23 protein-coding genes are annotated in these 24,259 nt (G+C 72.9%); 8 read left to right on the forward strand and 15 right to left on the reverse strand.

Annotated elements, in window-relative coordinates; all coding sequences use genetic code 11:
* From C1I92_RS10020 to C1I92_RS10030, 3 genes are all read right to left on the reverse strand, one after another.
* Positions 1 to 1,240 (reverse strand): excinuclease ABC subunit UvrA (locus C1I92_RS10020; RefSeq protein WP_499797826.1); only part of this gene is annotated, 1,240 nt, incomplete at its 3' end.
* Positions 1,237 to 2,016, reverse strand: coding sequence for an ABC transporter permease (locus C1I92_RS10025; RefSeq protein ID WP_111254527.1), 780 nt, complete (start codon positions 2,014 to 2,016; stop codon positions 1,237 to 1,239). The genes C1I92_RS10020 and C1I92_RS10025, both read right to left, overlap by 4 nt.
* Positions 2,013 to 2,951 (reverse strand): ABC transporter ATP-binding protein, encoded by a 939-nt coding sequence (locus tag C1I92_RS10030; RefSeq protein WP_111254528.1) that lies wholly within the window; start codon positions 2,949 to 2,951, stop codon positions 2,013 to 2,015. Before C1I92_RS10030 ends, C1I92_RS10025 begins: the two co-directional genes overlap by 4 nt.
* Positions 2,952 to 3,031: 80 nt before the next feature.
* Here C1I92_RS10030 and C1I92_RS10035 point away from each other — a divergent pair, with 80 nt between their 5' ends.
* Positions 3,032 to 3,775, forward strand: a complete 744-nt coding sequence (locus tag C1I92_RS10035) for a TetR/AcrR family transcriptional regulator (RefSeq protein ID WP_111254529.1) — start codon at positions 3,032 to 3,034, stop codon at positions 3,773 to 3,775.
* Here C1I92_RS10035 and C1I92_RS10040 read toward each other — a convergent pair.
* Entirely contained in the window at positions 3,731 to 5,143 is a 1,413-nt protein-coding gene (locus C1I92_RS10040) for an MFS transporter (protein ID WP_111254530.1), read from the reverse strand. The genes C1I92_RS10035 and C1I92_RS10040 overlap by 45 nt on opposite strands.
* Before the next feature lie 54 nt (positions 5,144 to 5,197).
* Here C1I92_RS10040 and soxR point away from each other — a divergent pair, with 54 nt between their 5' ends.
* Positions 5,198 to 5,644 carry a redox-sensitive transcriptional activator SoxR gene (gene soxR, locus C1I92_RS10045; protein ID WP_111254531.1) on the forward strand — a complete coding sequence of 149 codons (447 nt, stop codon included), beginning with the start codon at positions 5,198 to 5,200 and terminating at the stop codon, positions 5,642 to 5,644.
* Between the two features lie 3 nt (positions 5,645 to 5,647).
* On the opposite strand, the gene C1I92_RS10050 is transcribed toward soxR, so the two are convergent.
* The gene (locus C1I92_RS10050) at positions 5,648 to 6,139 is read right to left on the reverse strand and encodes a DUF4440 domain-containing protein (protein ID WP_158564076.1); all 492 of its coding nucleotides are present in this window, start codon (positions 6,137 to 6,139) and stop codon (positions 5,648 to 5,650) included.
* A 100-nt stretch (positions 6,140 to 6,239) separates the two neighbouring features.
* Between C1I92_RS10050 and pdxR the strand changes: the two genes are divergently transcribed.
* Complete coding sequence (gene pdxR / locus C1I92_RS10055) at positions 6,240 to 7,655, forward strand: MocR-like pyridoxine biosynthesis transcription factor PdxR (RefSeq protein ID WP_111254533.1); 1,416 nt, start codon at positions 6,240 to 6,242, stop codon at positions 7,653 to 7,655.
* Between the two features lie 15 nt (positions 7,656 to 7,670).
* Positions 7,671 to 8,180 carry a GNAT family N-acetyltransferase gene (locus C1I92_RS10060; RefSeq protein ID WP_111254534.1) on the forward strand — a complete coding sequence of 170 codons (510 nt, stop codon included), beginning with the start codon at positions 7,671 to 7,673 and terminating at the stop codon, positions 8,178 to 8,180.
* Here the strand turns inward: C1I92_RS10060 and C1I92_RS10065 are convergent.
* The 7 genes from C1I92_RS10065 to C1I92_RS10095 all read right to left on the reverse strand — a co-directional run bounded on the left by C1I92_RS10065 (position 8,177) and on the right by C1I92_RS10095 (position 16,011).
* The gene (locus C1I92_RS10065) at positions 8,177 to 10,288 is read right to left on the reverse strand and encodes an alpha-galactosidase (protein ID WP_111254535.1); all 2,112 of its coding nucleotides are present in this window, start codon (positions 10,286 to 10,288) and stop codon (positions 8,177 to 8,179) included. The two genes, C1I92_RS10060 and C1I92_RS10065, sit on opposite strands and share 4 nt — an antisense overlap.
* A 61-nt stretch (positions 10,289 to 10,349) precedes the next feature.
* The gene (locus C1I92_RS10070) at positions 10,350 to 11,243 is read right to left on the reverse strand and encodes a dihydrodipicolinate synthase family protein (protein WP_158564077.1); all 894 of its coding nucleotides are present in this window, start codon (positions 11,241 to 11,243) and stop codon (positions 10,350 to 10,352) included.
* 12 nt (positions 11,244 to 11,255) lie between these two features.
* The gene (locus tag C1I92_RS10075) at positions 11,256 to 12,092 is read right to left on the reverse strand and encodes a carbohydrate ABC transporter permease (RefSeq protein WP_199521102.1); all 837 of its coding nucleotides are present in this window, start codon (positions 12,090 to 12,092) and stop codon (positions 11,256 to 11,258) included.
* Entirely contained in the window at positions 12,089 to 13,027 is a 939-nt protein-coding gene (locus C1I92_RS10080; protein ID WP_111254537.1) for a carbohydrate ABC transporter permease, read from the reverse strand. The genes C1I92_RS10075 and C1I92_RS10080 overlap by 4 nt, the downstream gene beginning before the upstream one ends.
* Entirely contained in the window at positions 13,024 to 14,289 is a 1,266-nt protein-coding gene (locus tag C1I92_RS10085; protein WP_158564078.1) for an ABC transporter substrate-binding protein, read from the reverse strand. The genes C1I92_RS10080 and C1I92_RS10085 overlap by 4 nt, the downstream gene beginning before the upstream one ends.
* 107 nt (positions 14,290 to 14,396) lie before the next feature.
* Positions 14,397 to 14,819, reverse strand: coding sequence for an SDR family oxidoreductase (locus tag C1I92_RS10090; protein WP_199521103.1), 423 nt, complete (start codon positions 14,817 to 14,819; stop codon positions 14,397 to 14,399).
* A gap of 142 nt (positions 14,820 to 14,961) precedes the next feature.
* Positions 14,962 to 16,011: a zinc-dependent alcohol dehydrogenase gene (locus tag C1I92_RS10095; RefSeq protein WP_111254539.1), complete on the reverse strand. Its 1,050-nt coding sequence runs from the start codon at positions 16,009 to 16,011 to the stop codon at positions 14,962 to 14,964.
* 130 nt (positions 16,012 to 16,141) lie between these two features.
* On the opposite strand from C1I92_RS10095, the gene C1I92_RS10100 reads away from it, so the two are divergent.
* The 4 genes from C1I92_RS10100 (at position 16,142) to C1I92_RS10115 (ending at position 20,593) form a co-directional block, all read left to right on the forward strand.
* Complete coding sequence (locus tag C1I92_RS10100) at positions 16,142 to 17,545, forward strand: ABC transporter substrate-binding protein (RefSeq protein ID WP_111254540.1); 1,404 nt, start codon at positions 16,142 to 16,144, stop codon at positions 17,543 to 17,545.
* A gap of 5 nt (positions 17,546 to 17,550) precedes the next feature.
* Positions 17,551 to 18,492 (forward strand): carbohydrate ABC transporter permease, encoded by a 942-nt coding sequence (locus C1I92_RS10105; RefSeq protein ID WP_111254601.1) that lies wholly within the window; start codon positions 17,551 to 17,553, stop codon positions 18,490 to 18,492.
* Positions 18,493 to 18,578: 86 nt separating this feature from the next.
* Positions 18,579 to 19,418, forward strand: coding sequence for a carbohydrate ABC transporter permease (locus tag C1I92_RS10110; protein ID WP_369124090.1), 840 nt, complete (start codon positions 18,579 to 18,581; stop codon positions 19,416 to 19,418).
* Positions 19,415 to 20,593 (forward strand): ROK family transcriptional regulator, encoded by a 1,179-nt coding sequence (locus tag C1I92_RS10115; protein WP_111254542.1) that lies wholly within the window; start codon positions 19,415 to 19,417, stop codon positions 20,591 to 20,593. The genes C1I92_RS10110 and C1I92_RS10115 overlap by 4 nt, the downstream gene beginning before the upstream one ends.
* On the opposite strand, the gene C1I92_RS10120 is transcribed toward C1I92_RS10115, so the two are convergent.
* The 3 genes from C1I92_RS10120 to C1I92_RS10130 form a co-directional block, all read right to left on the reverse strand.
* Entirely contained in the window at positions 20,590 to 20,967 is a 378-nt protein-coding gene (locus tag C1I92_RS10120) for a RidA family protein (protein WP_111254543.1), read from the reverse strand. The two genes, C1I92_RS10115 and C1I92_RS10120, sit on opposite strands and share 4 nt — an antisense overlap.
* Positions 20,968 to 21,025: 58 nt before the next feature.
* On the reverse strand, positions 21,026 to 22,684 hold the full coding sequence (ptsP, locus tag C1I92_RS10125) for a phosphoenolpyruvate--protein phosphotransferase (protein WP_111254544.1): 1,659 nt from the start codon (positions 22,682 to 22,684) through the stop codon (positions 21,026 to 21,028).
* Between the two features lie 91 nt (positions 22,685 to 22,775).
* Positions 22,776 to 24,251, reverse strand: a complete 1,476-nt coding sequence (locus C1I92_RS10130; protein WP_111254545.1) for a PTS transporter subunit EIIC — start codon at positions 24,249 to 24,251, stop codon at positions 22,776 to 22,778.
* Positions 24,252 to 24,259: the final 8 nt, after the last annotated feature.

The following is a 24,259-nucleotide window of genomic DNA, read 5'->3' on the forward strand; positions in this document are numbered from 1 at the left end:
CCCCCGGCCCCATGTCGATGCAGTGATCCGCGATCGCCATGATCTCCGGATCGTGCTCCACGACGACGACCGTGTTGCCCTTGTCACGCAGCTCGATCAGCAGCGAGCCGAGCCGGTGCACGTCGCGCGGGTGCAGCCCGACCGTCGGCTCGTCGAACACGTACAGCAGGTCCGACAGGCTGCTGCCGAGGTGCCGGACCATCTTCACGCGTTGCGACTCGCCACCGGACAGCGTCGACGTCGCCCGGTCCAGGCTCAGGTAGCCGAGGCCGAGGATGCCGAGCCGCTCGACCTGCTCCGCCGCGTCGGCCACGAGCGGCGCGACCGAGGGGTCGTCGATCGCCCGGATCACGCCGGCCAGTTCGTCGGCCTGCATGGCGTTGAGGTCGGCGAGGGAGCGCCCGTCGATCAGCGACGAGCGGGCTCCCTCCGCCAGCCGCGTCCCGCCGCAGTCCGGGCAGACGCCGCGGGTGACGATCCGCTCGAACGCCTCGCGGGTCTTGCCCTTGTAGGAGTCGGCGTCCTTGTGCAGGTACAGCCGGTTGAACCGGGCGACGACGCCCTCGTAGCTGGTGACGTCGGGGTTCGGCGGCTTCAGCTCGCCCTGCTCGGCGTACATGAAGATGCGCCATTGCTCGTCGCTGAACTCGCGCAGCGGCACCGTCGGGTCGAAGAAGCCGCTGCGCGCGTAGGACCGCCAGAACCAGCCGCCGACGCCGAACGCCGGGAACGTCAGCCCGCCGTCCTCCAGCGACCGGTCTCGGTCGACCAGCTGCGACTCGTCGACCACGCTGACCACGCCGAGGCCCTGGCACGCCGGGCACATGCCCTGCGGGTCGTTGAACGAGAACGCGTTCGAGTAGCCGGCGAACGGGCGGCCGGCGCGGGAGAAGATCAGCCGGAGCCGGGCGCCGATGTCCGTCGCGGTGCCGACGGTGGACCGGGCGCCGCCGCCGAGCCGCTTCTGGTCGACGACGGTGACGGCGCACAGGTGCGCCATCCGGTCGACGTCGGGCTGGCCGTAGCTGGGCAGCCGGCTCTGCGCGAACGCGCTGAACGTGGCGTTGAGCTGGCGTTGCGACTCCGCGGCCAGGGTGTCGAACACCAGCGACGACTTGCCCGACCCGGACACGCCGGTGACCACGGTCAGCTGGTGCTTGGGGATGTCGACGTCGATGTTCCTCAGCGTGTGCTCACGGGCACCACGGACCTCGATGAAGCCGTGATCGGCCGGTGTCATCGGTTCAGCCTCCGGTAGGCAGCAGCGGACAGCGGTGCGAACACCGCAACCATCAGGATCGGCCACATCACTGACAACTCCTGTCCGTGATCGGCGGCCCAACTCCCGCCGGCGACGCCCGGGTTGCCGAACAGCGTGCGCACGGCGTCCGCCGTGGCCGACAGCGGGTTCCACTCCGCGACGGCGCCCAGCCAGGCCGGCATCGTCGCCGGGTCGAGGAACACCGTCGACAGGAACCCGACCGGCCAGACCAGGATCTGCACCGCCGCCACCGCCTCCGGGCCGGGCGCCTTCAGCCCGGCCCAGATGCCCAGCCAGAGCAGCCCGAACCGGAGCAGGAGCAGCAGCCCGTACGCCGCCAGCACGTCGCCGGCGCCGCCGGACCAGCGCCAGCCGAGCGCGAACCCGGCCAGCGTCATCGCCGCCAGCCCCGCGACCGACGCGGCGAGGTCGGCCAGGCAGCGCCCGGCCAGCACGGCGCCGCTGTGCATCGGCAGCGACCGGAACCGGTCCGTCACACCGCGCCGGGCGTCGGTGGTGATCGCCATCATCGTCGTCTCGAGGCCGAACAGCATGGTCAGCGCCAGCACGCCGGGCACGACGAACGGGATGTAGTCGCCCGCGCTGCCGGCGATCGCGCCGCCGAACAGGCCGCCCATCATCAGGACGACGAGCACCGGGAACAGCAGCGTGACCAGGAACGGCACCGGCTGCGCCCGCCAGTGCCCGAACGTGCGGCCGGCCAGCAGCAGCGAGTCGTGGACCAGTGCGCTCATCGCGCTCCCTCCGTGTTGACGTGCGTGAAGACGTCGTCCAGGGTGGGCCGCCGGACGGCGAGGTCCACCGGCGCGACGCCGGCCCCGGCCAGGGCGGCGCACAGCCGGGTGACGGCGGCCGCGTCGGCCACCGGCACGGCCACCGACGCGCCCGTCACATGGACCGGCCCGACGGCGTGCGGCCGGGCCACGCGCGCGGCGGCCGCCGCATCGGCCGGCGAGCCGAACGTCGCCTCGACCCGGGTGTCGCCGACCAGTGAGGTCAGCTCGGCCGGGCTGCCCTCCAGCACGACCCGCCCGTCGCGCAGCATCGCGACGTGATCGGCCAGCTCGTCGGCCTCCTCCAGGTACTGCGTGGTCAGCAGCACGGTGACGCCGTCGTCGACCAGCCGCCGCACCGTCGCCCACACCTCGCGGCGCGCGTCCGGGTCCAGGCCGGTCGTCGGCTCGTCGACGAACAGCACCGACGGCGGCACGACCAGGCTCGCGGCGAGATCGAGCCGGCGCCGCATGCCGCCGGAGTACGTCCCGACGGCTCGCCCGGCCGCGTTGTCGAGCCCGAACCGGGTGATCAGCTCGGCGGCCCGGTCCCGCGCCGCCGTCTTCGACAGCCCGCGCAGCCGGCCGAACAGCACCAGGTTGGCCCGGCCGCCGAGGATCTCGTCGACGGCCGCGTTCTGCCCGACCAGCCCGATCGCCCGGCGGACGCCGTCGCCGCCGGAGCGCACGTCGTGTCCGGCCACCGTCGCCGCGCCGTCGTCGAAGTCCAGCAGCGTCGTCAGGATCCGCACGGCTGTCGTCTTACCCGCGCCGTTGCGGCCCAGCAGCGCGCACACCGTCCCGGCCTCGACCCGCAGGTCGAACCCGTCCAGCGCCGGCCGCTCCGCTCCGCGGTAGTGCTTGCGCACCGCCCGCGCCTCGATGGCTGCGCCCACTCATCCTCCTTCGTCCGTGACTCGTACAGTGTACGGTACAACGTACGTACCAAAGTACGGGAGAGTGAGAGGATGTTCCCGTGCCTCCGAACGCCCCGCGCCCGTCCGACCCCGTCCGGCTGGTCTCGCTGCTCTGGGAGCCGTCGGACCGGGCCGGCCGCACCGGGCTGACCAAGGGCGCCGTCGTCGAGAACGCGATCGCGATCGCCGACGCGGAGGGGCTCGGCGCGCTGACCATGCGGCGGGTCGCCGACCGGCTCGGCGTCGGCGCGATGACGCTCTACACGCACGTTCCCGGCAAGCCGGAGCTGGTCGAGCTGATGCTGGACGCCGTCGCCGGCGAGACCTACGCCGACGGCGACGTCCCCGGCGCGAAGGACGGCTGGCGCGAGGGCGTGCGCCACATCGCCGAGCGGAACTGGGCGCACCACCTGCGGCACCCGTGGACGGTCGAGGTGGTGCCCGGCCGGCCGGTGCTCGGGCCGGGCGTGTCGGCGAAGTACGAGGTGGAGCTGGCGCCGCTGGACGGCATCGGGCTCACCGACCTGGAGATGGACCAGGTGCTGTGCGGCGTACTCGCGCTGGTCGAGGCGACGGCGCGGCAGCAGGTCGGGCTGGCGCGGGTGCGGGCCGGCGGCGGCGACCTGGACTGGTGGGCGACGGTGAGCCCGGCGCTGGTCAAGGCGATGGGCGGGCACCAGTTCCCATTGGCCGAGCGGGTCGGCGCCGCGACCGGCGAGGCGGTCGAGGCGGGCGACCCGCTGGCGATCATGCGGCTGTCACTGGAGCTGTTCCTCGACGGCGTCGGCGCGCGGCTGGGCTGACCGGAGCGCGGCGAGCACGCCGACGAGCGCCGTCGCCGCCAGGCCGAACAGCAGGTACCGGGCCGACGCGACCATGGACGGCGCGCCGAGGTTGACCAGCAACCCGCCGACGGCCGAGCCGATGGCCATCCCGATCAGCTGCACGGTGGTGACGCCGGCGCTGGCCCGGCCCGCCTCGGCCGGGTCCGGCGAGGTGCGCATCACCGCGACCACGACGTGCGGGAACGCCATGCCGATCCCGGCGCCGGCGACGACCAGTCCGAGCACCCAGACCACCACCAGCCCCGCGCCGGCGTCCTCCCGCTGGAACAGCGCGGTGACGGCGAGGCCGACGGCCAGGACGACCGGCCCGGCGATCGTCACCCGGCGCACCGTCGCCGCTCGCTGCGCGCCGGAGCTGAACACCATCGCGCCGGACCAGCCGACCGACACTGCGGCGCCGAGGAACCCGGCGACCAGCGGCTCCAGCCCGGCCAGCCGCTGACCGAACAGCGGTGTGAACGCCTCCGCGACGGTGCCGATCGCGAGCGTCGCGATGCCCAGGTACAGCCACCGCAGCGGCGACCCGGCGGCATAGGTCGACGCGGGCAGCACCCGCACCGGCGTCCGCCGCTCCCAGCCGGCGAACGCGACGATCGCCAGCGCGGCCGCTGCGACCAGGGCCGTCAGCTCCACCGGCTCGGTGCGCAGGCTCGCGACGCTGATCAGCGCCGTCGCCCCCGTCAGCAGGACGAGCGAGACGTACGGGATCGGCGCCCGGACACCGTCACCACCGGAGCGGGGCAGCGCCTTCGGCACCAGCACGGCCAGCGCGACACCGCCGAGCGCCAGCACGCCGAACGCCCAGCGCCACGCGTCGAACTGCGCGAACGCCCCGCCCAGCGCCGGGCCGACCAGCGTCCCGACCCCCCACATCGCCGACACGAGCGCCGTCGCCCGGGCCCAGAGCCGCTCGGGGTAGGCCGCCTGGATGACGGCGAAGCCGAGCCCGGCCAGCATGCCGCCGCCGGCGCCCTGGATGGCGCGCCCGACCAGCAGCACCGTCATCGTCTGGCTGACCGCGGCGATCACCGCGCCGGCCACGAACGGCGTCAGCGCGATCAGGTACGCGCCGACCGGGCCGCGCAGCGCGAGCGTCCGGCTCACCAGCATCGACGTGATCACCGAGGCGATCATGAAGACCGTCGTGCTCCACGCGTAGAGCCGTTCGCCGCCGATGTCGTCGACCGCCGTCGGCAGCAGGCTGGTGGTGAGGAAGATGTTCACCGCGTGCAGGGCGATCCCGCCGGCCAGGACGAGTGAGGTCGCGGCCCTGGTCGCGACGAACAGGTCGCGGAAGCCGGCCGGGCGCTGGTCAGTTGTCGTCATGGAGGCGAAACTAGAAGCTCAAGGGAACTTGAGGTCAAGGCCGAGAGGGGCGCGATGGAACCCGAGGACATGCTCACCGTGGGCGAGGTCTCCGACCGGACCGGCGTCGCGGTGTCGGCGCTGCACTACTACGAGCAGCTGGGCCTGATCGAGTCGTCGCGCACGGCCGGGAACCAGCGGCGCTACCCGCGGTTCATGATCCGGCGGATCTCGCTGATCCTGGTGGCCAAGCGGCTGGGGATCTCACTCGCCGACGTCGCCGAGGTGTTCACCACGCTGCCGATGGAGCGCAAGCCCGACTCGCACGACTGGCATCGGCTGTCCCGGCGCTGGCAGGCCCAGCTCGAGGCGAAGAAGCACGAGCTGGAGAACCTGCAGCGCGAGCTCACCGGCTGCATGGGCTGCGGCTGCCTGTCGATGAAGGCGTGCTACCTGCTCAACCCCGGCGACGTCTGCGGCGAGAGCGGGACGGGCCCGCTCCGGGTCACCGCCACCGAGTGAGCGTCAGGACCCGGCCGGGAACGCGGTGCCCTGGTCGTAGATCGACAGCCAGCGGCCGCGCTCGTACGTGTAGGTCACGACGGTGAGCGCGCGCGACTTGAAGCCGATCCGGGGCAGCTCGTAGGTGGCGTCGTACTCGATGGTCGCGCTCCTGCAGCCGTAGACGTGCCGGTCGATCTCGGTCCACGTCCAGATCGCCTCGCGGTTCGCGAAGTGGCTCTGCTGCGCCGCCATGATCGCGTCGATGCCGTCGAACCGGTGACCGCTGGCGAAGACGCTGACGGCGTCCTCATGGTGTCCCTCGCGCCACGCCTCGGCGTCGAAGTCGCGGAACGACTCCATGTCGATGCGCTGGGCCTCGTCGAACTTCGCCGCGCAGCCGCGGTGCCCGCCGTCTCCGCCGCCGCTCGCGGCCGACGTCGCGGCGATGCCCGGCAGCGCCAGCGCCGCGGCGGCCAGCACGCCGACGATCGCTCGTACCTTGTATGTCCGCATGCCCGGCACGCTAACCAGCGCCGGACGGCGTCCGCTGGGCCACGGCGGCGGGTTGTGCACTGAGCCGGTCACGGCGCGGTGACGCCTACACTCGCGCCCCATGGAGCTGCACGTGCGCCTGGACGGGCGGGCCGACCTGTCCGGCCAGCTCTACCGGCAGGTGCGCGCGGCGATCCTGGCCGGACGGCTGCCGGCGGGCGAGCCGCTGCCACCGTCGCGCGAGCTGGCCGGCCAACTGGGCATCGCCCGCAACACCGTCAGCATGGCCTACGACCGGCTGGCCGCCGAGGGCTTTCTCACCGCCCGGCCCGGCGTCGGCACGTTCGTCGCCGACGGTCTCGCCCAGGATCGTTCGCCGGAGGCGGACGGCGACCAGGTCGCCCTGTTCCCGCAGGCGGTGTGGGCCGGGCTGCCGGCGGCGACCGACCTGGCCGCGGCCGAGCCCGAGTTCGACTTCCGGCCCGGTGTACCGGACGCGGCGCTGTTCCCGTACGCGGCCTGGCGCCGGGTGACGGCGCGGCAGCTGCGCGCTTCCGCCGTGGGCGCTGGTGCGCACATCGCCGCCGCGGGCCATCCGCCGCTGCGCGCGGCCATCGCCCGGCACGTCGCCGTCGCCCGCGGTGTCCCGGCCTCCGCCGACGACGTCGTCGTCACCAGCGGCAGCCAGCAGGCCGTCGACCTGCTGGCCCGGGTGTTGCTGGCGCCCGGCGACGTCGTCGCCGTCGAGGATCCCGGGTATCCACTGCCCCGCAAGCTGCTCACGTCGTCCGGCCACACGGTCGTGCCGGTACCGGTGGACGGGGAGGGCCTGGTGGTGGGCGCGCTGCCCGACGCCGCCCGGCTGGTCTACGTCACGCCGTCGCACCAGTTCCCGCTCGGCACGTCGATGTCGCTGGGCCGGCGGCTGGCGCTGCTGGAGTGGGCCCGGCGGACCGGCGCGCTGATCGTCGAGGACGACTACGACAGCGAGTTCCGCTTCGCCGGCCGCCCGTTCGAGCCGCTGGCCGGACTGGGCGCCGCCGGCCACGTCGCGTACGTCGGCTCGTTCTCCAAGACGCTGCTGCCCACGCTGCGCCTCGGCTTCGTCGTCGTGCCGCGCTCACTGCGCGACGCCGTGCACAAGGCCAAGCAGCTGCTGGACTGGCACACCGCGGTGCCGGCCCAGGCGGCGCTGGCCGAGCTGATCGACGAGGGCGCGTTCGCCCGGCACCTCAAGGCGATGCGGCGGGTGTACGCGCGGCGGCACCACCTGGTGACATCGCTGCTGCGCCGGGACTTCGCCGGGCTGCTGGAGCCGGTCCCGTCGCTGGTCGGGCTGCACGTCACCGCCCTGCTCACCCACGGCGGCGACGACGTCGAGGCCGCCGCCCGTGCCCGCGCGGCCGGCGTCGAGGTGCTGCCGCTGTCGCCGCTGGCGGTGGCGCACCCGGTCCGCGGGCTGGCGCTCGGCTACGGCGCCATCGCCGAGGACCGCATCCCCGCCGGCCTCACCCGCCTGCGCGCGTCCTTGCGGTGACTTGTCCGCGGCGCGATGCGCTGCCGGCTGCTGAGCTTCTTCGCCACCCAGTACTACGACGACGTCGTCACGCGGCGGCCCCGGTATGACGAGCCGTCGATCCAGCTCGTGGCGGCCGCCGGAGCCGAGGTCGTCGGCATCCTCGACGTCACGATCAGGGACGCCGCCGCCACGATCGAGACCGTGGCCGTCCTGCCCGAGCACGCCCGCGCGGGCATCGGCACCCGGCTGCTGCACACCGCGCTCCCCGAGCTCGAGCGGCGCGGACCGCGGACCCTGGACGCGTGGACCCGGGAGGACCCTGCGGCCAACGCGTGGTACCGGCGCAGCGGGTTCCAGGAGGGCCACCGCTACCTGCACGTCTACCAGGACTGGGACGAGCGCGACGCCGGGCTGGCCGCGCCGGGCGAGCTCGGCACGCCGGTCCGGGTGTTCGCCCATGCCCCGATCGAACGGGAAGCGCAGCTGCGCGCCCGGTTCCGCCGGGTCCATGTGTGCCGTCAGTACGTCCGGAGCCTGGGCTAGACCGCGGTCAGCTCCAGGGTGAGGACCTGGCCGGGGTTGAGCGGCGCGGCCTGCAGGCCGGCCGTCGCGAGCACGCGGCCGGGCAGCTCCACCGTGCCGGCCTCCAGCCAGGCCGCCGGCCGGGCCCAACGGGGCAGCGCGCTGCTCAACCCCGCGACCGGCGTCACGCGATAGGTGACGTCGGGGTCGAGGCCGGGCAGCCGCAGCCGCGGCGGGATGTCCACCGTCATCGTCTCCAGCGCGACATAGGCGAACACCGCATGGCCAGGGCCCACGACGCCGTGGAGGACGTGGGCGTCGTCGGTGTCGGCGCGGACGACGCGGCCGGTGTGCAGGAGCGGACGCAGCCGCTTGTAGGTGGCCGCCCACTCGCGCAGCAGCGACAGCTCGGCGGGCGAGCACTCGGTGATGTCCCACTCGATGCCGGCGTGCCCGAACAACGCGGTCGCGCACCGCAGCTCCAGCTCCGTCACCCGGCCCGACACGTGGGTGTGCGACGGGCCGACGTGGGCGCCGATCAGCTCCGGCGGCAGCAGCAGCGACGTCCACCGCTGGATGGCCTGCCGGTCCAGCGGGTCGTTGCTGTCCGACGCCCACACGCGGTCGGTGCGCTGCAGGATCCCGAGGTCGACCCGGGCCCCGCCGGACGAGCACGACTCGATCTCCAGCGACGGGTGCCGCGACCGCAGCTCGTCCAGCAGCCGGTACACGGCGGCGGTCTGCTCGTGCACGCCCGCGTGCCCGTCGTGGACGGCCTCCAGCAGGTCGCGGTTGTGGTCCCACTTGAGGTAGTCGATCGCGTACTCGCCGACCAGCTTGTCCAGCCGCTCCAGCAGGTACGCGTAGGCGTCGGGGTTGGCGACGTCGACGGTGTGCTGGTTGCGCCACGGGCGCGGCAGCCGGTCGGGGTCGCTGAGCAGCCAGTCCGGGTGCTCCTCGACCAGCCGCGACCGCGGGTTCGCCATCTCCGGCTCCACCCACAGGCCGAACTGCATCCCCAGCGAGCGAACATGCGAGACCAGCGGGTGCAGCCCGTCCGGCCAGACGTCGGGGTCGACGTACCAGTCGCCGAGGCCGCCCAGGTCGTCGCGGCGGCCGAGGAACCAGCCGTCGTCGACGACGAAGCGCTCGACGCCGACGGCGGCGGCCCGGTCCGCGAGCCCGCGCAACCGGTCGAGGTCGTGGTCGAAGTAGACGGCCTCCCAGGTGTTCAGCACCAGCGGACGCGGCGTCGACGGGTGCGACGGACGGGCGCGCAGCGACGCGTGCAGCCGCGCCGAGAGCCCGTCCAGCCCCGCGTCCGAGTACACGAAGTAGACGTCCGGCGTCGCGTACGTCTCCCCCGGCGCCAGCACCACCTCGCCGGCGGCGAGCAGCTCACCGGCGCCCAGCGTCGACCAGCCCTCGGCCAGTCGCTCGGCGTCGTGAACCGTCCAGCCGCTCCAGCCGGCGTGCACGCCCCACACCTCGCCGGACCCGAACCCGAACCCGGCCGAGCCCGCCACCAGCAGCCCGGTGTGCGAGTGGCCGGTGCGCCCGCGCCGGGTCTCCAGCGATCGGATGCCGGGCAGGAACGCCTCGCGCTGCGGGATCTTCTCCAGTCCCCACCGGCCGCTGAAGTGCAGCAGCTCGGTGGCGTGGTCCGGCACCGGCAGGACGGCGCGCAGGCCCTCCATCGACCACGGCGTGCCGCCCTCGTTGTGCAGCGTGTGCCGCACCCGCAGCACCCCGGCGTCGTCCAGCACGAGCGAGCTCACGACCCGGATGCCCGCGGCCGCGTCCCGCGAGACGATCTCGGCGGCCGCACCGTCGGAGGACGACACCGACTCGGGGACCAGCCGCAGGTGCGGATACGCGCGCTCCCGGTCGCCGGAGATCGCCGGCCGCCCCACCCAGCCGTCGGCCTGCGCCGGCAGCAGCGACGGCGCAGCCGGGTCGGCCGGCGCCCCGCCGCGCCGGCCGGGCACCGCCGCGGCCCGCAGCGCCGAGGCGTCGACCCCTGGACCCAGGTCGGCGCCCCAGTGCAGCACCCGCGGCAGCCACGGCGTGTCCAGGTCCAGCACCAGGCCGGCGCCGGCCCGGGCCAGCACCACCATCCGGTCGTCCATCGAGCGATCCCCTCACGCGGCCGCGAACGTCCGGATCAGCCTGTCAGACCGCTCGCGACGCTCAGGAGGCGACCGCCTTCAACTCCTCGACCAGCCCGTCGACGGCGGCGACGGCGTCCGGGCTCAGCCGGCCCCACGGCGCCCGGGCCGCGCCGGCGTCCGGGCCGAACCGGTTGATCAGCTCCTTGACGACGGGGATCGAGCCCCACCGGTCGGCCACCGTCGCGATGGATCGGAACGGCCGGTGCAGCTCCAGCGCCGTCTCCACCTCGCCGGCCCGCAGCCGCGCCACGACCTCGCGCGCCACCGGGGCGAGGATGTTGTAGAGGCTGCCGATCGCGCCGGTCGCGCCGCAGGCGACGCCGGCCGGCAGCAGCTCGTCCCGGCCGAAGTAGACCCGGATCCCCTCGGCGGCCTCGCGGGTGCGCACGTACTCCTGCAGGTCCCCGTCGGTGAACTTGACGGCGCGCAGGGTCGGCACCCGCGTGACGGCCTGCTCGACCACCGCCGACGGCGCAGCGCGCAGCCCCGTCATCGACGGGATGTGGTAGTAGCACAGGGGCACGTCGGGCGCCGCGTCGGCGATCGCGGCGAGGTAGTCGACGATCGCCGTGACCGACGGCGGCTCGCCGTAGAACGGCGCGACGGCGGCGATCAGGTCGACGCCGGCGTCGGCGGCGTGCCGGGCCAGCCGCCGGGCGTCGACGAGGCTGAGGTCGCCGACGTGCGCGCCCAGCAGCAGCCGGTCGCCGCGGTGCTCGGCCCAGGCGCTGATCAGCTCGGCCCGCTCGTCCACCGTCAGCGCCATCGACTCACCGGTGGTCCCGCCGACGAACGCGCCGTCGATGCCGAGCGCGACCAGGTGTTCGGACTGCGCGGGGACCACCTCGGTGGCCAGGCTCTCGTCGGCCCGGAACGGGGTCGGCGTCGCCGCCCACAGCTCGAACGCGCTCATGCACATGCTCCTCTAGCTCTTGGTGGCACCGGCGGTGAGGCCGCCGACGATGTAGCGCTGCAGGAAGACGAAGACGACGATGATCGGCAGCGCGACCACGACGGAGACCGCCATCAGGTCGTTCCAGCGGGTCCCGAACGAGTTCGTCAGCCCGGCCAGCACGACGGTGATCGGCTGCATGCTCTCGTCCGAGGCCAGCGCCAGCCCGAACACGAACTCGCCCCACGCGCCGAGGAAGCTGATGACCGCGACGGTGATCAGCCCCGGCGTCGAGACCGGCAGCGCCACCCGCAGGAACGCCGACCAGGTGGTGCAGCCGTCGATCTTGGCCGCCTCGATCACCTCGCCGGGGACGGACAGGAAGTACGGCCGCAGGATCGTGATGGCCAGCGGGATCGCCAGCGAGCAGTTCGCCAGGATCAGCCCCGCGAACGAGTTCACCAGCTCGGCCCGGCTGAAGATCACGAACATCGGCAGCGCGAGGTTGACCGCCGGCACCATCTGCACGACGAGGAACAGCAGCATCAGCAGCGCCACGAACCGGACCCGCAGCCGGGCCAGCGCGTACGCCGCCGGCACCGCGACCGCCAGCGTCACGATCGTGGTCCCGACGCCGATGACGGTGCTGTTGAGCAGGCCGCGGCCGATCCCGGCATGGTTGACGACGGTCTCGGTGTACGACGTCAGCGCGATCGGCGACGGGAACAGGTCCGGCGGCGTGGAGAAGATGTCCGACGACCGCTTCAGCGACGTCGCCAGCATCCAGTACACCGGCAGCAGGTACGCGACGGTGATCAGCACGCCGCCGGCGCTCAGCCAGCGGCGGCGCCGCGCCGCGGTCGCCGTCACGACAGCTCCTCGCGGCGCAGCGAGCGGAAGTAGAACACCGACAGCCCGAGCGGGACGACCAGCATCAGCGTGGTCGCGACGGCGCCGGTGTCGAACCGGAAGTACTCGAACGCCTCGTTGTAGGCGTAGATCGGCAGGATCATCGTCGCCTCGCCCGGACCGCCGCGGGTCATCAGGAACACCGTGTCGAAGGTCTTGAAGGTGGAGATGAAGCAGAGCAGCAGCGCGGTCAGGTTCACCGGCTTGAGCAGCGGCATCGTCACGCTGGTGAACCGCCGCCAGGCGCCGGCGCCGTCGATCTTCGCCGCCTCGTAGAGCGTGTCCGGGATGCCCTGCAGGCCGGCCAGCAGCAGGATCATGATGAACGGCGTGAACGACCACGCGGTCGCGAACACAACCGCGAACAGCGCCGGCACCGGCCGGGCCAGCCAGAACAGGTCGCCGTCGATCAGGCCGACCGACTCCAGCAGCGTGTTGATCAGCCCGTAGCTGCCGTCGAGCATCCACCGCCAGACGTTCGCGCTGACCACCGTCGGCAGGATCCAGGCGAGCAGCAGCAGCGAACGCATGAGGTTGCGGCCGGGGAAGCGCTGGTTGAAGTAGACCGCCAGCGCCATGCCCAGCGCGAACGCGACGGCGACCGCGAGTCCGGTGTAGAGCAGCGAGATCGCCAGCGCGTGCCAGAACTCGTCGCGGCCCAGCTGGTCGGCGTAGTTCTCCCAGCCGACCCACTCGCCGCCGCCGTTGACGATCTGGGCGACGCCGACGTCGCGGAAGCTCAGGTCGACGTTGAAGACCAGCGGGTAGAGCACGGTCGCGGCGACGAAGAGGACCGCGGGGAGGACGAACAGGTGGTCGCCCCAGCGCCGGGCCCGCCGCGGGGCCCGGGCCGGAGTGGTGCTCGCCGTTCCCGGCGGGGCGACGGTGGTGGTCACTCGACGTTCGCCAGCGCCTCGTCGATCTGGCCCTGCGCCTCGGCGAGCGCGTCCGGGACGCTCGTCCCGCCGCCGGCCGCGGCCTGCAGCGCGCCCTGGATCCGGGTGAGCACCTCCGACGACGCGGCCGCGAGGTCACCCTCCGGCGCCCACGCCTGCTGCAGCTGCTCGGCGAAGATGGCCCGGACCGGGTCGTCGCCGGTGTCGACGTCGTCGCGCGCGGCCAGCTTGTTCCGCTCCGGCAGGTACTCGGCCAGGACGTCGGGCTGCTGCATCCACGCGATGACGTCCCACGCGGCGTCCGCGTTCTCCGTCGTCGTGCTGATGGCGAGGTTCTCCTGGCTGAGGAACGTCGCGGCCTGGACGTCGGACGGCAGCAGCGCGACGTTCCACTGCAGCTCCGGGTTCTCCTCGGCCAGGATGCTGAGGTACGTCGCCGAGTTGATCATCATGGCAGCCTGGCCGTTGGCGAACTGGTTCTTGACGTCCTCCTCGTTCCAGGTGAGGACGCCGCTGGAGACCGCGCCGCCGGCGATCATGTCCGTGAACTGGCCCAGCGCGGTGGCGCCGGCCTCGGTGTCGACGTCGGCCGGGTCGCCGCCGGCCGCCAGCAGCCGGATCACCAGCGCCGTCGCGCCCTCGTCACCCTCGATGCCGCTGAAGGCCAGGCCGTAGCGCTCGCCGTCGGACAGCTGGGTGGCGTACTCCTGCATCTGCGCCCACGTGGTCGGCGGCTGCAGGCCGGCCTCGGCCAGCATCGTCTCGTTGTAGTAGACGGCGTACGCGTCGGCCACGTGCGGGATCGCGTAGGTGGCGCCGTCGGCCTGGGTGGTCTCCCAGCCGGTCTCGAAGTAGCGGTCGGCCTCGCCCCACTCCTCGACCCGGTCGCTGAGGTCCTGGATGACGCCGGCGTCGGCCAGCGCCTGCGTGGTGAAGCCGTTGATCAGCGCGATGTCCGGCAGGTCGCCGCCGGCCGCGGACTGCAGCAGCGTGCGGGTGAAGTCGCCGAACGGGATGTGCCGCACCTCGATCGTGACGCCCTCGTGCTCCTCCTCGTACCGGTCGACGAGGTTCTCGAACGCCGCGCCGGTGGGTGTGTCCGGAGTGCCGTAGTAGTGCCACAGCGACAGCGTCGTGCTGCCGCCGTCGCCGCTGGTCTCGTCGTCGGAGCCGCCGCCGCACGCGGTGAGCAGTGCCGCCGCGGCGAGCACCCCCACCGCCCGTGCCGTCCATGCGGCCGACCGCCCGCCTGTCCTGCCCATGACACCTCCCTGTGTCCGCGAATCGCGCCTCGCCGAGACAGTAGTCAGATATCCCATATCCCGTCAATGGGCGGATCTGCGAGGGCAGATCCCGAGGAGTGAGGAGCTCAGCCAACCGGGCCGCCGGCCACGTAGATCACCTGCCCGGTGACGAAGCCGGCATCCGGGCTGATCAGGTACGACGCGGTGTGCGCGATGTCGTCGGGGTAGCCGACCCGGCCCGCCCGCTGGTGCTCCTCGATGGTCCGGCCCACCCGCCGCGCGCTGGCCGCCGTCATGTCGGTGGCGATGAAGCCGGGCCCGATCGCGTTGACGGTGACGCCGTGCGGTGCGAGCTCCAACGCCAGCGACTTGGTGAAGCCGAGCAGCCCCGCCTTGGCGCTGGAGTAGTGCGACCGGCCGTCGTCGCCGAGCGCGGAGATGCTGGAGATGTTGACGATGCGTCCCCAGCCCGCGGCGACGAGGTGCCCGACGACCGCGCGGGTGACGAGAAATGGCCGCGCAGGTTGATGCCGAGCATGTGGTCCCACTGCTCGACGGTCATCTCGGTGATGGGCGCGACCGGGCCGGCGGCACGACCGCCGGCGGAGGCGATGGCGGCCGGGTCATGGGCAGCAGCGTCCCATGATCATCAACCTTCGGTGCTGCCCAGACGACGCGAAAGGTTGATGATCATGGGGCGCCCGGGAATCGGAGCACCACCTGCAGCGCCTCGGCCGGCCGGCGATCCAGCAGTTCGAACGCGCCGGCCACCTCCGTCACCGGCATGACGTGCGACACGAGCGGCGCGACGTCCACCGCGCCGGACGCGACCAGCGACATCACCACCGACAGCAGCCGGTCGTGGTTCCACCGGTCGCCGAGTGCCCGCGGCGTGCCGCTGATCTGGCTGGCCACGATCTCGACCCGGTTGTGGTGGAACTCCTCGCCGAGCCGCAGCCCGGCCCCGTCGCCCTGGTAGAAGCCGGCCGCTACGACGCGGCCGCCCGGGCGGACGGAGCGGATCGCCTCGTGCAGCGCCCGGTAGCTGCCGCTCAGCTCGATCGCCGTGTCCGCGCCGGCGCCGCCGGTGACCGTCCGCACCGCCACCGCCGCACCGCCGGCCACGTCGGCCGGGACCGCCTGCACGGCGCCGAACCGGGACGCCAGCGCGACCCGGTCGGCCAGCCCGTCGACCGCCGTCACCGACGCGCCGTTGAGCCCGGCCAGCCGCGTGGCCAGCAGCCCGATGACGCCCTGGCCGAAGATCGCCACGTGCTCGCCGAGGTGCACGTCGGCGGCGAGCACGGCGTTGAGCGCGATCGCGCCGACCCGGGCGAACACGCCGTGCACCGGGTCGACGCCGGCCGGGAGCAGCCGCCGGGCCGCGATCGCCGCGGGCACGACGGTCTCGGCGCGGTGCCCCCAGATGCCGTAGACCACGTCGCCGACTCGCGGCGACGTCACGTCCGGCGCGACCTCGGTGACCTGGCCGACCTCCTGGTAGCCCCAGCCCGAGACCGGATAGGAGAACGCCGGCGCGCCCTCGGTGAACAGCCGCGCCGCCGCGTCCCAGGTCTTGTTCAGGTACGGGTTGGAGCCGCGGTAGGCGGTCAGCTCGGTGCCGGCGGAGATGCCGGAGTACCAGGTGGCGATGCGGACCTGCCCCGCGCCCAGCGGCGACGACGGCTCGTCGGCCACGCCGACCTCACGCGGACCGGTGAACTGCACGACGAGCGGCATCAGACACCCCTACTTCGGTTGAATGTAATTGTGTCGGACGGTCAGGCGAATTATGTCTTGTCATCGGACATTATTAGGTGTTTCATGGCCGTAACCCAAGAGCTGGCACTCTCGACGATGAGAGGTTCGCATGAGAGCACGCACCCTCGGCCGCGGGGCGGCCACCGTCCTCGCCGGATCGGTCCTGCTCGCCGCGTGCGGCGGTGGCGACGACGACGGCGGCGACTCGGCCGGCGACGCCGACGCCATCACCGTGTGGGTGGTCGAGGACATCGCCGACCGGGTCACCGCGATCGAGGCGATCGCCGACGCGTTCAGCCAGTCCAGCGGCGTCGACATCGAGCTCGTGTCGGTGGCCGAGAGCGACTTCGACCAGCTCATCACGTCCTCCGCCGCGGCCGGCGACCTGCCCGACGTCATCGGCGCGGTGGGCCTGGCCGGCGTGCAGTCGATGGCCGTCAACGAACTGCTGGACACCGAGACCCCGGCGAGCATCGTCGACGAGCTCGGCGAGGACACCTTCGCCCAGGCCGCGCTGGAGCTGACCCGCGACGGCGACACGCAGCTGGCGGTTCCCAGCGACGGCTGGCCGCAGCTGATGGTCTATCGCAAGGACCTGTTCGAGGCGGCCGGCCTGGAGCCGCCGACGACGTTCGAGGCGATCACGGCCGCCGCCGAGGCGCTGGACAGCGACGCCGTCGCCGGCATCGCCGCGCCGACCATCCCCGGCGACGCGTTCACCCAGCAGAGCTTCGAGTACTTCGCGCTGGGCAACGGCTGCGAGCTGGTCGACGACGAGGGCACGGTCACGCTGGACTCGCCGGAGTGCGCCGAGACGTTCGACTTCTACGCCGACCTCGTGCGCAACTACTCCGTCGCCGGCAACCAGGACGTCGACACGACCCGGGCCACCTACTTCGCCGGCCAGGCCGCGATGCTCGTGTGGTCGTCGTTCATCCTCGACGAGCTGGCCGGGCTGCGCAACGACGCCCTGCCGACCTGCGAGGAGTGCCGCGCGGACCCGGCGTTCCTGGCCCAGAACAGCGGCGTCGTCACGGCGGTCCAGGGGCCCAGCGGCGACGAGCCGGCCTCGTACGGCGAGATCACCTCGTGGGCGATGACCGCCGATTCTGCCACCGAGCCGTCGTCGGAGTTCGTCCAGTACATGCTCTCCGACGGCTACATCGACTGGCTCGCCGTCGCGCCGGAGGGGAAGATCCCGACCCGGCAGGGCAGCGCGGACGACGCCGAGGAGTACGTCACCGCGTGGGAGGGCCTCGACGCCGGCGTCGACACGCTGGCGCCGCTCTCGGACTTCTACGACGCGCAGACGCTGGAGACCGTGCGCACCAGCGCCGAGACGATCCAGCGCTGGGGCTTCGAGCAGGGCCAGGGCCAGCTGGTCGGCGCCACGCTCGGCGAGCTGCCGGTCGCGGCCGCGCTGAACGAGCTGGTCAGCGGCAGCGGCACCGGTGAGGAGGCAGCGCAGCAGGCCCAGGACGCCGTCACCGAGATCCAGCAGAGCCTGGAGTGACGCGGATGCCGCGCACCGACACGCTGGCCCGCCAGGAGTCCCGGCTGGCGTACCGGCTGATCTCACCGACGCTGCTGATCGTGCTGGTCGTCGTGGTGCTGCCGGTGATCTGGACGATCTCGCTGGCTTTCCAGGACGTCCGGCTGATCAACCTGCGCGACGCCGGCTTCTTCGGCGAGTACAACCTGGACAACTTCTCGACGGTGTTCGGCTCGTCCGGGTTCTGGTCGTCGCTGTGGATCACCGTCGTGTACACCGTCGGCGCGACGCTCGGCTCGATCGCCATCGGGCTGGTCGCCGCGCTGGCGCTGCGCCGGCCGTTCCGCGGCCGCGGTCTGCTGCGCGCGGCGATGCTGCTGCCCTATGTCGCGCCGGTCGTCGCGGCGACGTTCGTGTGGTCGGTCGCGCTGAACCCGCAGTTCGGCATCGTCAACGCCTGGGGCACCCGGTTCCTCGGCTGGGACGAGCCGGTGCCGTTCCTGTCCCAGCGAGACTACTCGGTCGGGCTGTTCGGCGTCGACGTGACGGTGCCGCTGGCACTGCTGACGGTGATCGCGTTCGAGGCGTGGCGGTACTTCCCGTTCGCGTTCCTGTTCCTCATCGCCCGGCTGCAGGCGCTGCCGGGCGAGCTGGACGAGGCCGCCGTCGTCGACGGGACGTCGATCTGGCAGCGGTTCCGCCACATCACGCTGCCGCAGCTGATGCCGGTGATCGCGCTGCTGACGATCCTGCGGTTCATCTTCACGTTCAACAAGTTCGACGACGTGTACCTGCTGACCGGCGGTGGCGCCGGCACCGAGGTGGTGTCGATCCGGGTGTACGAGTTCTTGACGGCGCGCACCGACATCGGCGCGGCGGCGGCTCAGTCGCTGGTGCTGGCCGCCGTGCTGACCGTCTTCATCGCCGTGTACCTGCGCACGGCAGGGGCCCGAGGGGAGACGTCGTGAGCGTGGACACCGTCGCGACCGCACCGCCGCGCACACCGTCGCCGCCGCGGCGCCGCCGGTCGCGTGCGCGCAGCCGCGAGGAGCGGGTGTGGGGCACCCTGCGGGTCGTGACGATCGTCGTCCTGGCGCTGGTCACGATCGTGCCGTTCCTCTACATGCTGGTGCTCTCGGTGCGGCCGATCGCCGAGGTGCTGCTCGATCCCGGCCGGCTGTGGGTGTCGCCGTCGGAGTTCACCGCCGACACCTACCGCGAGGTGCTGACGTCAGTCGACGACGGCGGCCAAGGGTTCCTGCAGTACATGGGCAACAGCGCGCTGGTCGCCACCGTCACCGTCATCGTGACGCTGGTGGCGTCGATCCTCGGCGCGTACGCCGTCAGCCGGCTGGCCTTCCGCGGCCGCGGCGCGTCCGGCGCCCTGTTCCTCGTCGTCTACCTGTTCCCGCCGATCCTGCTGGCGATCCCGCTGTTCGTGCTGTTCTCCCAGCTGAGCCTGCGCGGGAACCTGCTGGCGCTGGCGATCGTGTACGTGGCGCAGACTGTGCCGGTGGCGATCTACATGCTGCGCAACTACTTCGCGACCATCCCGGTGTCGCTGGAGGAGGCGGCGCTGATCGACGGGTGCACGCGGTTCGGCGTCATCCGGCGGATCAGCCTGCCGCTGTCGATGCCGTCGCTGATCGCCACCGGGCTCTACGTGTTCATGATCGCGTGGAACGAGTTCCTGTTCGCGCTGCTCTTCCTCGTCGAGCGGCGCGACAACTGGACCGTCAGCCTCGGCCTGTCCCGGCTGTCCGGGTCGATCGAGGTGCCGACGACGGTGCTGATGGCCGGCTCGGTGGTGCTGACGGTGCCGATCATCGCGCTGTTCTTCCTGGCCGAGCGGATGCTCGTCGAGGGACTCACCAGCGGCGCGGAGAAGGGATGACGGGGACGACGGCGGGGCAGATCCTGCAGCTGGTCCGCTCCGGCGAGGTCACGACCCGGCGCGAGCTGCAGGAGCAGACCGGGCTGTCCCGCTCGACGCTGACCCAGCGGCTGGCGATGCTGACCGCGGGCGGGTACCTGAGCGAGGCGGGCGCGCAGCACTCCGGCGTGGCCGGGCGGCCGGCGAAGGGCCTGTCGTTCGTCGACACCGACAAGTACGTGCTGACCGCCGACCTCGGTGCGACGCACGCGCGGCTGGCGCTGCAGGACGCCGCCGGGGCGGTCATCGCCGAGAGCACCAGCCGGATCCGGATCCAGGACGGCCCGGACCCGGTCCTCGCGGCCGTGCTGGACGGATTCGAGGCGCTGCTCGCGTCGGCACCGGCGGGCTCCGCGGCGCGGGACGGGCTGTGCGGCATCGGCATCGGCGTGCCCGGCCCGGTGAACGTCGCGACGAAGCGGCTGCAGCAGCCGCCGATCATGCCCGGCTGGGACGACCACCCGGTGACGACCGTGTTCGAGGAGCGGTTCGGCGTGCCGGCGCTGATCGACAACGACGCCAACCTGATGGGGCTGGGCGAGGCGCGGCGGCACCACCCGGACGTGCCGAGCCTGCTCTACGTGAAGGTCGGCACCGGGATCGGCGCCGGGCTGATCCTCGGCGGCCGGCCGGAGCGCGGCATCGCCGGCGGCGCCGGCGACATCGGGCACATCCGCATCGCGCACCCCGTCGCGGGGGCGGTGTGCGCGTGCGGCGCCAACGGCTGCCTGGCCGCGCACGCCAGCGGCGGCGCGCTGGTCCGGCAGCTGACCGAGCGCGGCATCGCGGCGGAGACCCCGACCGACGTCGCCCGGCTCGTGCAGGCCGGCAACGCCGACGCGATCGCGCTCGTCCGCACCGCCGGCCAGCTGGTCGGCGAGGTGCTCGCGACGGCGGTGGCGCTGCTCAACCCGGGCGTGCTGGTGATCGGCGGCTCGATGGCGATGACGCACGAGCACTTCCTCATCGGCGTGCGCGAGTCGCTGTACGAGCGGACGGTCCCGCTGGCCACCCGCAACCTCACCATCACCGCGTCGGCCCTGCAGGACCGCGCCGCCATCGAGGGCGCCCGCATCATGGTCGTCGACCACGTCTTCTCAGCCGCCGCCGTCGACGCCCGCCTCGGCCTGGCCTAGCCGGTGACCGCCGTCATCCGGATCGAGACGAGGATCCCAGGAATCTCGGCTCCGAGCTTCGCGGCGTAGCGCGCCGGGAGCGGGTCCGAGAACCAGTTGGCGTACTCCTCGTTCATGCCCGGGAAGTCCGCCGGATCGCTCAACAGGATCCCGACCTCGACAACGTCATCAAGGGTGGCGCCCGCTGCGCGAAGCACTGCCTCACAGTTGGCGATCGCCTGTCGCGTCTGCTCCTGAATCGTCGGGCCGGCGGGCTTGCCGGTCGCTACGTCGACGCCCACCAACCCCGACACGTAGATGTGCTGGCCCGCCTTGATCGCCTGACTGAACAGCGGCGAGGCCGGGGCCTGCGAGGTCGTGATCGCTTCGCGCACCGACGCAAGCTACTGCGCACCCCCGGCGCTGTCCAGCCCCGGCGACGCCCGCGTTCGGTCAGGCCAGCGGTGGAAGCTCGGCGTGGACGGCGGCGCGGGCGGCCTTGGCGTCGGGGGCGGCCAGCGCCAGCTCGGCCAGCCGCTGGCACTCCGCCTTCGTGACCGAGAGCAGGGTCGCGGCGACCTCGGGGATGGCGCGCGCCGTCATCGAGAGGCTGGTGACGCCGAGCCCCGTCAGCACGACGGCGAGCGCGGGGTCGGCCGCGGCCTCGCCGCAGACACCCACCGGCCGGTTCGCCTGGAGCCCGGCCTCGGCGGTCAGGTGCACCAGCCGCAGCACGGCCGGCTGCCACCCGTCGCTGAGCTCGGCCAGGTCGCCGAGCAGCCGGTCGGCGGCCATCGCGTACTGGGTGAGGTCGTTGGTGCCGATGCTGGCGAACGCCACGTTCGCCATCAGCGCGTCGGCGGTCAGCGCGACCGCCGGCACCTCGACCATCACGCCGGCCGTCGCCAGCCCGTGGCCGTTGGCGAGCGCGACGAAGTCGGCGGCCTCGGCCGCGGTCGAGATCATCGGCGCCATCACCCACACCTCGGTGCCGGAGGTCGTGGCCGCCCGGGCGATGGCCTCGAGCTGGTGGTCGAGCACCTCGGGATGCCGGACGGCGGTGCGGTAGCCGCGGACGCCCAGCGCGGGATTGGCCTCGGTCGCGTCGGTGAGGAACGGCAGCGGCTTGTCGGCGCCGGCGTCGAGGGTGCGGACGACGACCTTCTTGCCGGCGAACGGCTCCAGCACCGCGCGGTACTGCTCGACCTGCTCCTGGACGGTGGGCTCCTCGGCACGGTCGAGGAAGCAGAACTCGGTGCGGAACAGCCCGACGCCCTCGGCGCCGGCCTCAGCGGCGGCGGCCGCGCCCTTCGCGTCGCCGACGTTGGCCAGCAGCTGGACGCGGTGCCCGTCGGCAGTGCGGCCCGTGCCGTCGAACATCAGCACGCGGGCGGCCGCGGCCCGGACCGCTTCGACGACGTCCGCCGCCGGGTCCGGCTCGACGGTGCCGACTCCGCCGTCGACCAGCACGACCGTGCCCTCGTCGACGGACAGGATGCCGGGCGCCGCGACGACCGCGGGCAGCCCGAGGGCCCGGGCCAGGATCGCGGTGTGCGACGTCGGCCCGCCGCCCTCGGTCACCAGCGCCAGGCAGGTCGCCGGATTCAGCGTCGCGGTGTCCGCCGGGGCGAGGTCGTGCGCCACCAGGACGAACGGCTCGTCGCGCTCCGGCACGCCGGGCGCCGGGCGGCCGTCGAGCACGGCCACGATCCGGTCGCGGACGTCGGCGACGTCGCGGGCCCGCTCGGCCATGTACCCGCCGAGCGACTCCAGCATCGCCTGGACCTCGGCCGCCGCCTCCCACACCGCGCGGGCCGGCGCCGTCCCGTCGTCCACCTTCTTCTGCGCGGCCGTGACCAGCGCCGGGTCGGCCGCCATCAGCGCCGTCGCCTCGAGCACGGCGGCGCCGTCGCCGTGCGCGGCCGCCGCCCGCCGCTCGAGGTCGGCGCGGACCTGCTCCGCCGCGGCGGCGATGCGGGCGCCCTCGGCCGCCACGTCGGCGCCGTCGGGCACCGTGGACCCCGCCGCCGGTTCGGCCACCGGGTCCGGCATCCGGACCACCGGTCCCACCGCCCGCCCGGAACTGACACCCACTCCGCTGATCACTGCCACCGTGCTCCTCCTCGAACTCTCCCCCACACACGATCATCGGCACTTCCCGCCCGTCGCGGGGCGGGAAGTGCCGACGATCACAGCGAACCGGTCAGTTCTGCCGGCCGTCCGACGGCGGTGCCGTCGGCGGCGCGGTCGGCGGTTCCGGCGCGGGCGGCGGCGCCACCGGCGGGCCGTCCGACACCACCGGGCCGTCCGCCACCGTCGAGCGGTCCGGCGGGACGGGGGCGCCGGCCGGCACCTTCTCCTGCTCCTCGACGATCTCGGCGGCCTCCTCGCCGAGCGAGGCCTCCACCGCCTCGGCGTCCTCCTCGCGGCCCGGCGTCCGCAGGTTCCACTTGGTGATCACCCAGCGGAACAGGAAGTAGTAGATCGCCGCGTAGCCGAGGCCGATGACGATCAACAGCAGCGGTTTCTCCGCGATCCGGAAGTTGATCGCGTAGTCGATGAAGCCGGCGGAGAAGCCGAACCCGTCGCGGATGTCCAGCGCGTTCGTCAGAGCCAGCGCGGTACCGGTCAGGACCGCGTGGATGAAGTACAGCGGGAACGCGACGAACAGGAACGAGAACTCCAGCGGCTCGGTGACGCCGGTGAGGAACGACGTCAGCGCGGCGCCGAGCATGATGCCGCCGACGATCTTCTTCTGCGCCGGGCGGGCGGTCTGCCAGATCGCCAGCGCCGCGGCCGGAAGGGCGAACATCATGATCGGGAAGAAGCCGGTCATGAACGCGCCCGCGGTCGGGTCGCCGTTGAGGAAGCGGAAGATGTCGCCCTGCACGACGTCGCCAGTGGCCGTCGTGTACTCGCCCAACTGGAACCACGGGAACGAGTTGAGAATGTGGTGCAGGCCGAGCGGGATCAGCAGCCGGTTGAAGAAGCCGTACAGCCCGCCGCCGAGCACGTCGTTCTCGGTGACCCACTCACCGAGGTTGGTCAGTCCGGCATCGAACGGCTTGTACAGGAAGCTCATGCCGACGGCGATGAAGATCGCCACGAACGCCGTGATGATCGGCACGAACCGGCGGCCGCCGAAGAAGGCCAGGTACGGAGGCAGCTTGATCCGGTAGAACCGCTGCCACAGCAAGGCGGCGGTGAGGCCCATGATGATGCCGCCGAGCACACCGAAGTTGATCAGCTGCTGGGTCTCGCCCTCGGCGGCCCGGTCGAGGACGTGCGGCGACATCGCGTCGGAGACGCTGTCGTAGACCAGGTAGCCGACGACGGCGGCCAGCGCCGTCGAGCCGTCGGCCTTGCGGGCGAAGCCGATCGCGACGCCGAGCGCGAAGATCAGCGGCAGGTTGTTGAAGATGCCCGCGCCGGCGGCCCCCACCACCTCGGAGACCGGCTGCAGCCAGTGCAGCCCGTCGTACTGGGCCAGGCCGGCCGGCATGCCCGGCGCGACGGTGCCCGGCTCGCCTCCCAGCATGTCGTTCGAGCCGAGCCGCAGCAGCAGCGCCGCGGCCGGCAGGACGGCGATCGGCAGCATGAGGCTGCGGCCGATGCGTTGCAGAACGGCCAGACCGGGGAAGCCGCGCTTCCCGGTCGCGGTGGCGGTCACCGCGCTCATCCCGTCGC

The sequence above is a fragment of the Jiangella anatolica genome, assembly GCF_003236295.1.
GTDB classification, from domain to species: domain Bacteria; phylum Actinomycetota; class Actinomycetes; order Jiangellales; family Jiangellaceae; genus Jiangella; species Jiangella anatolica.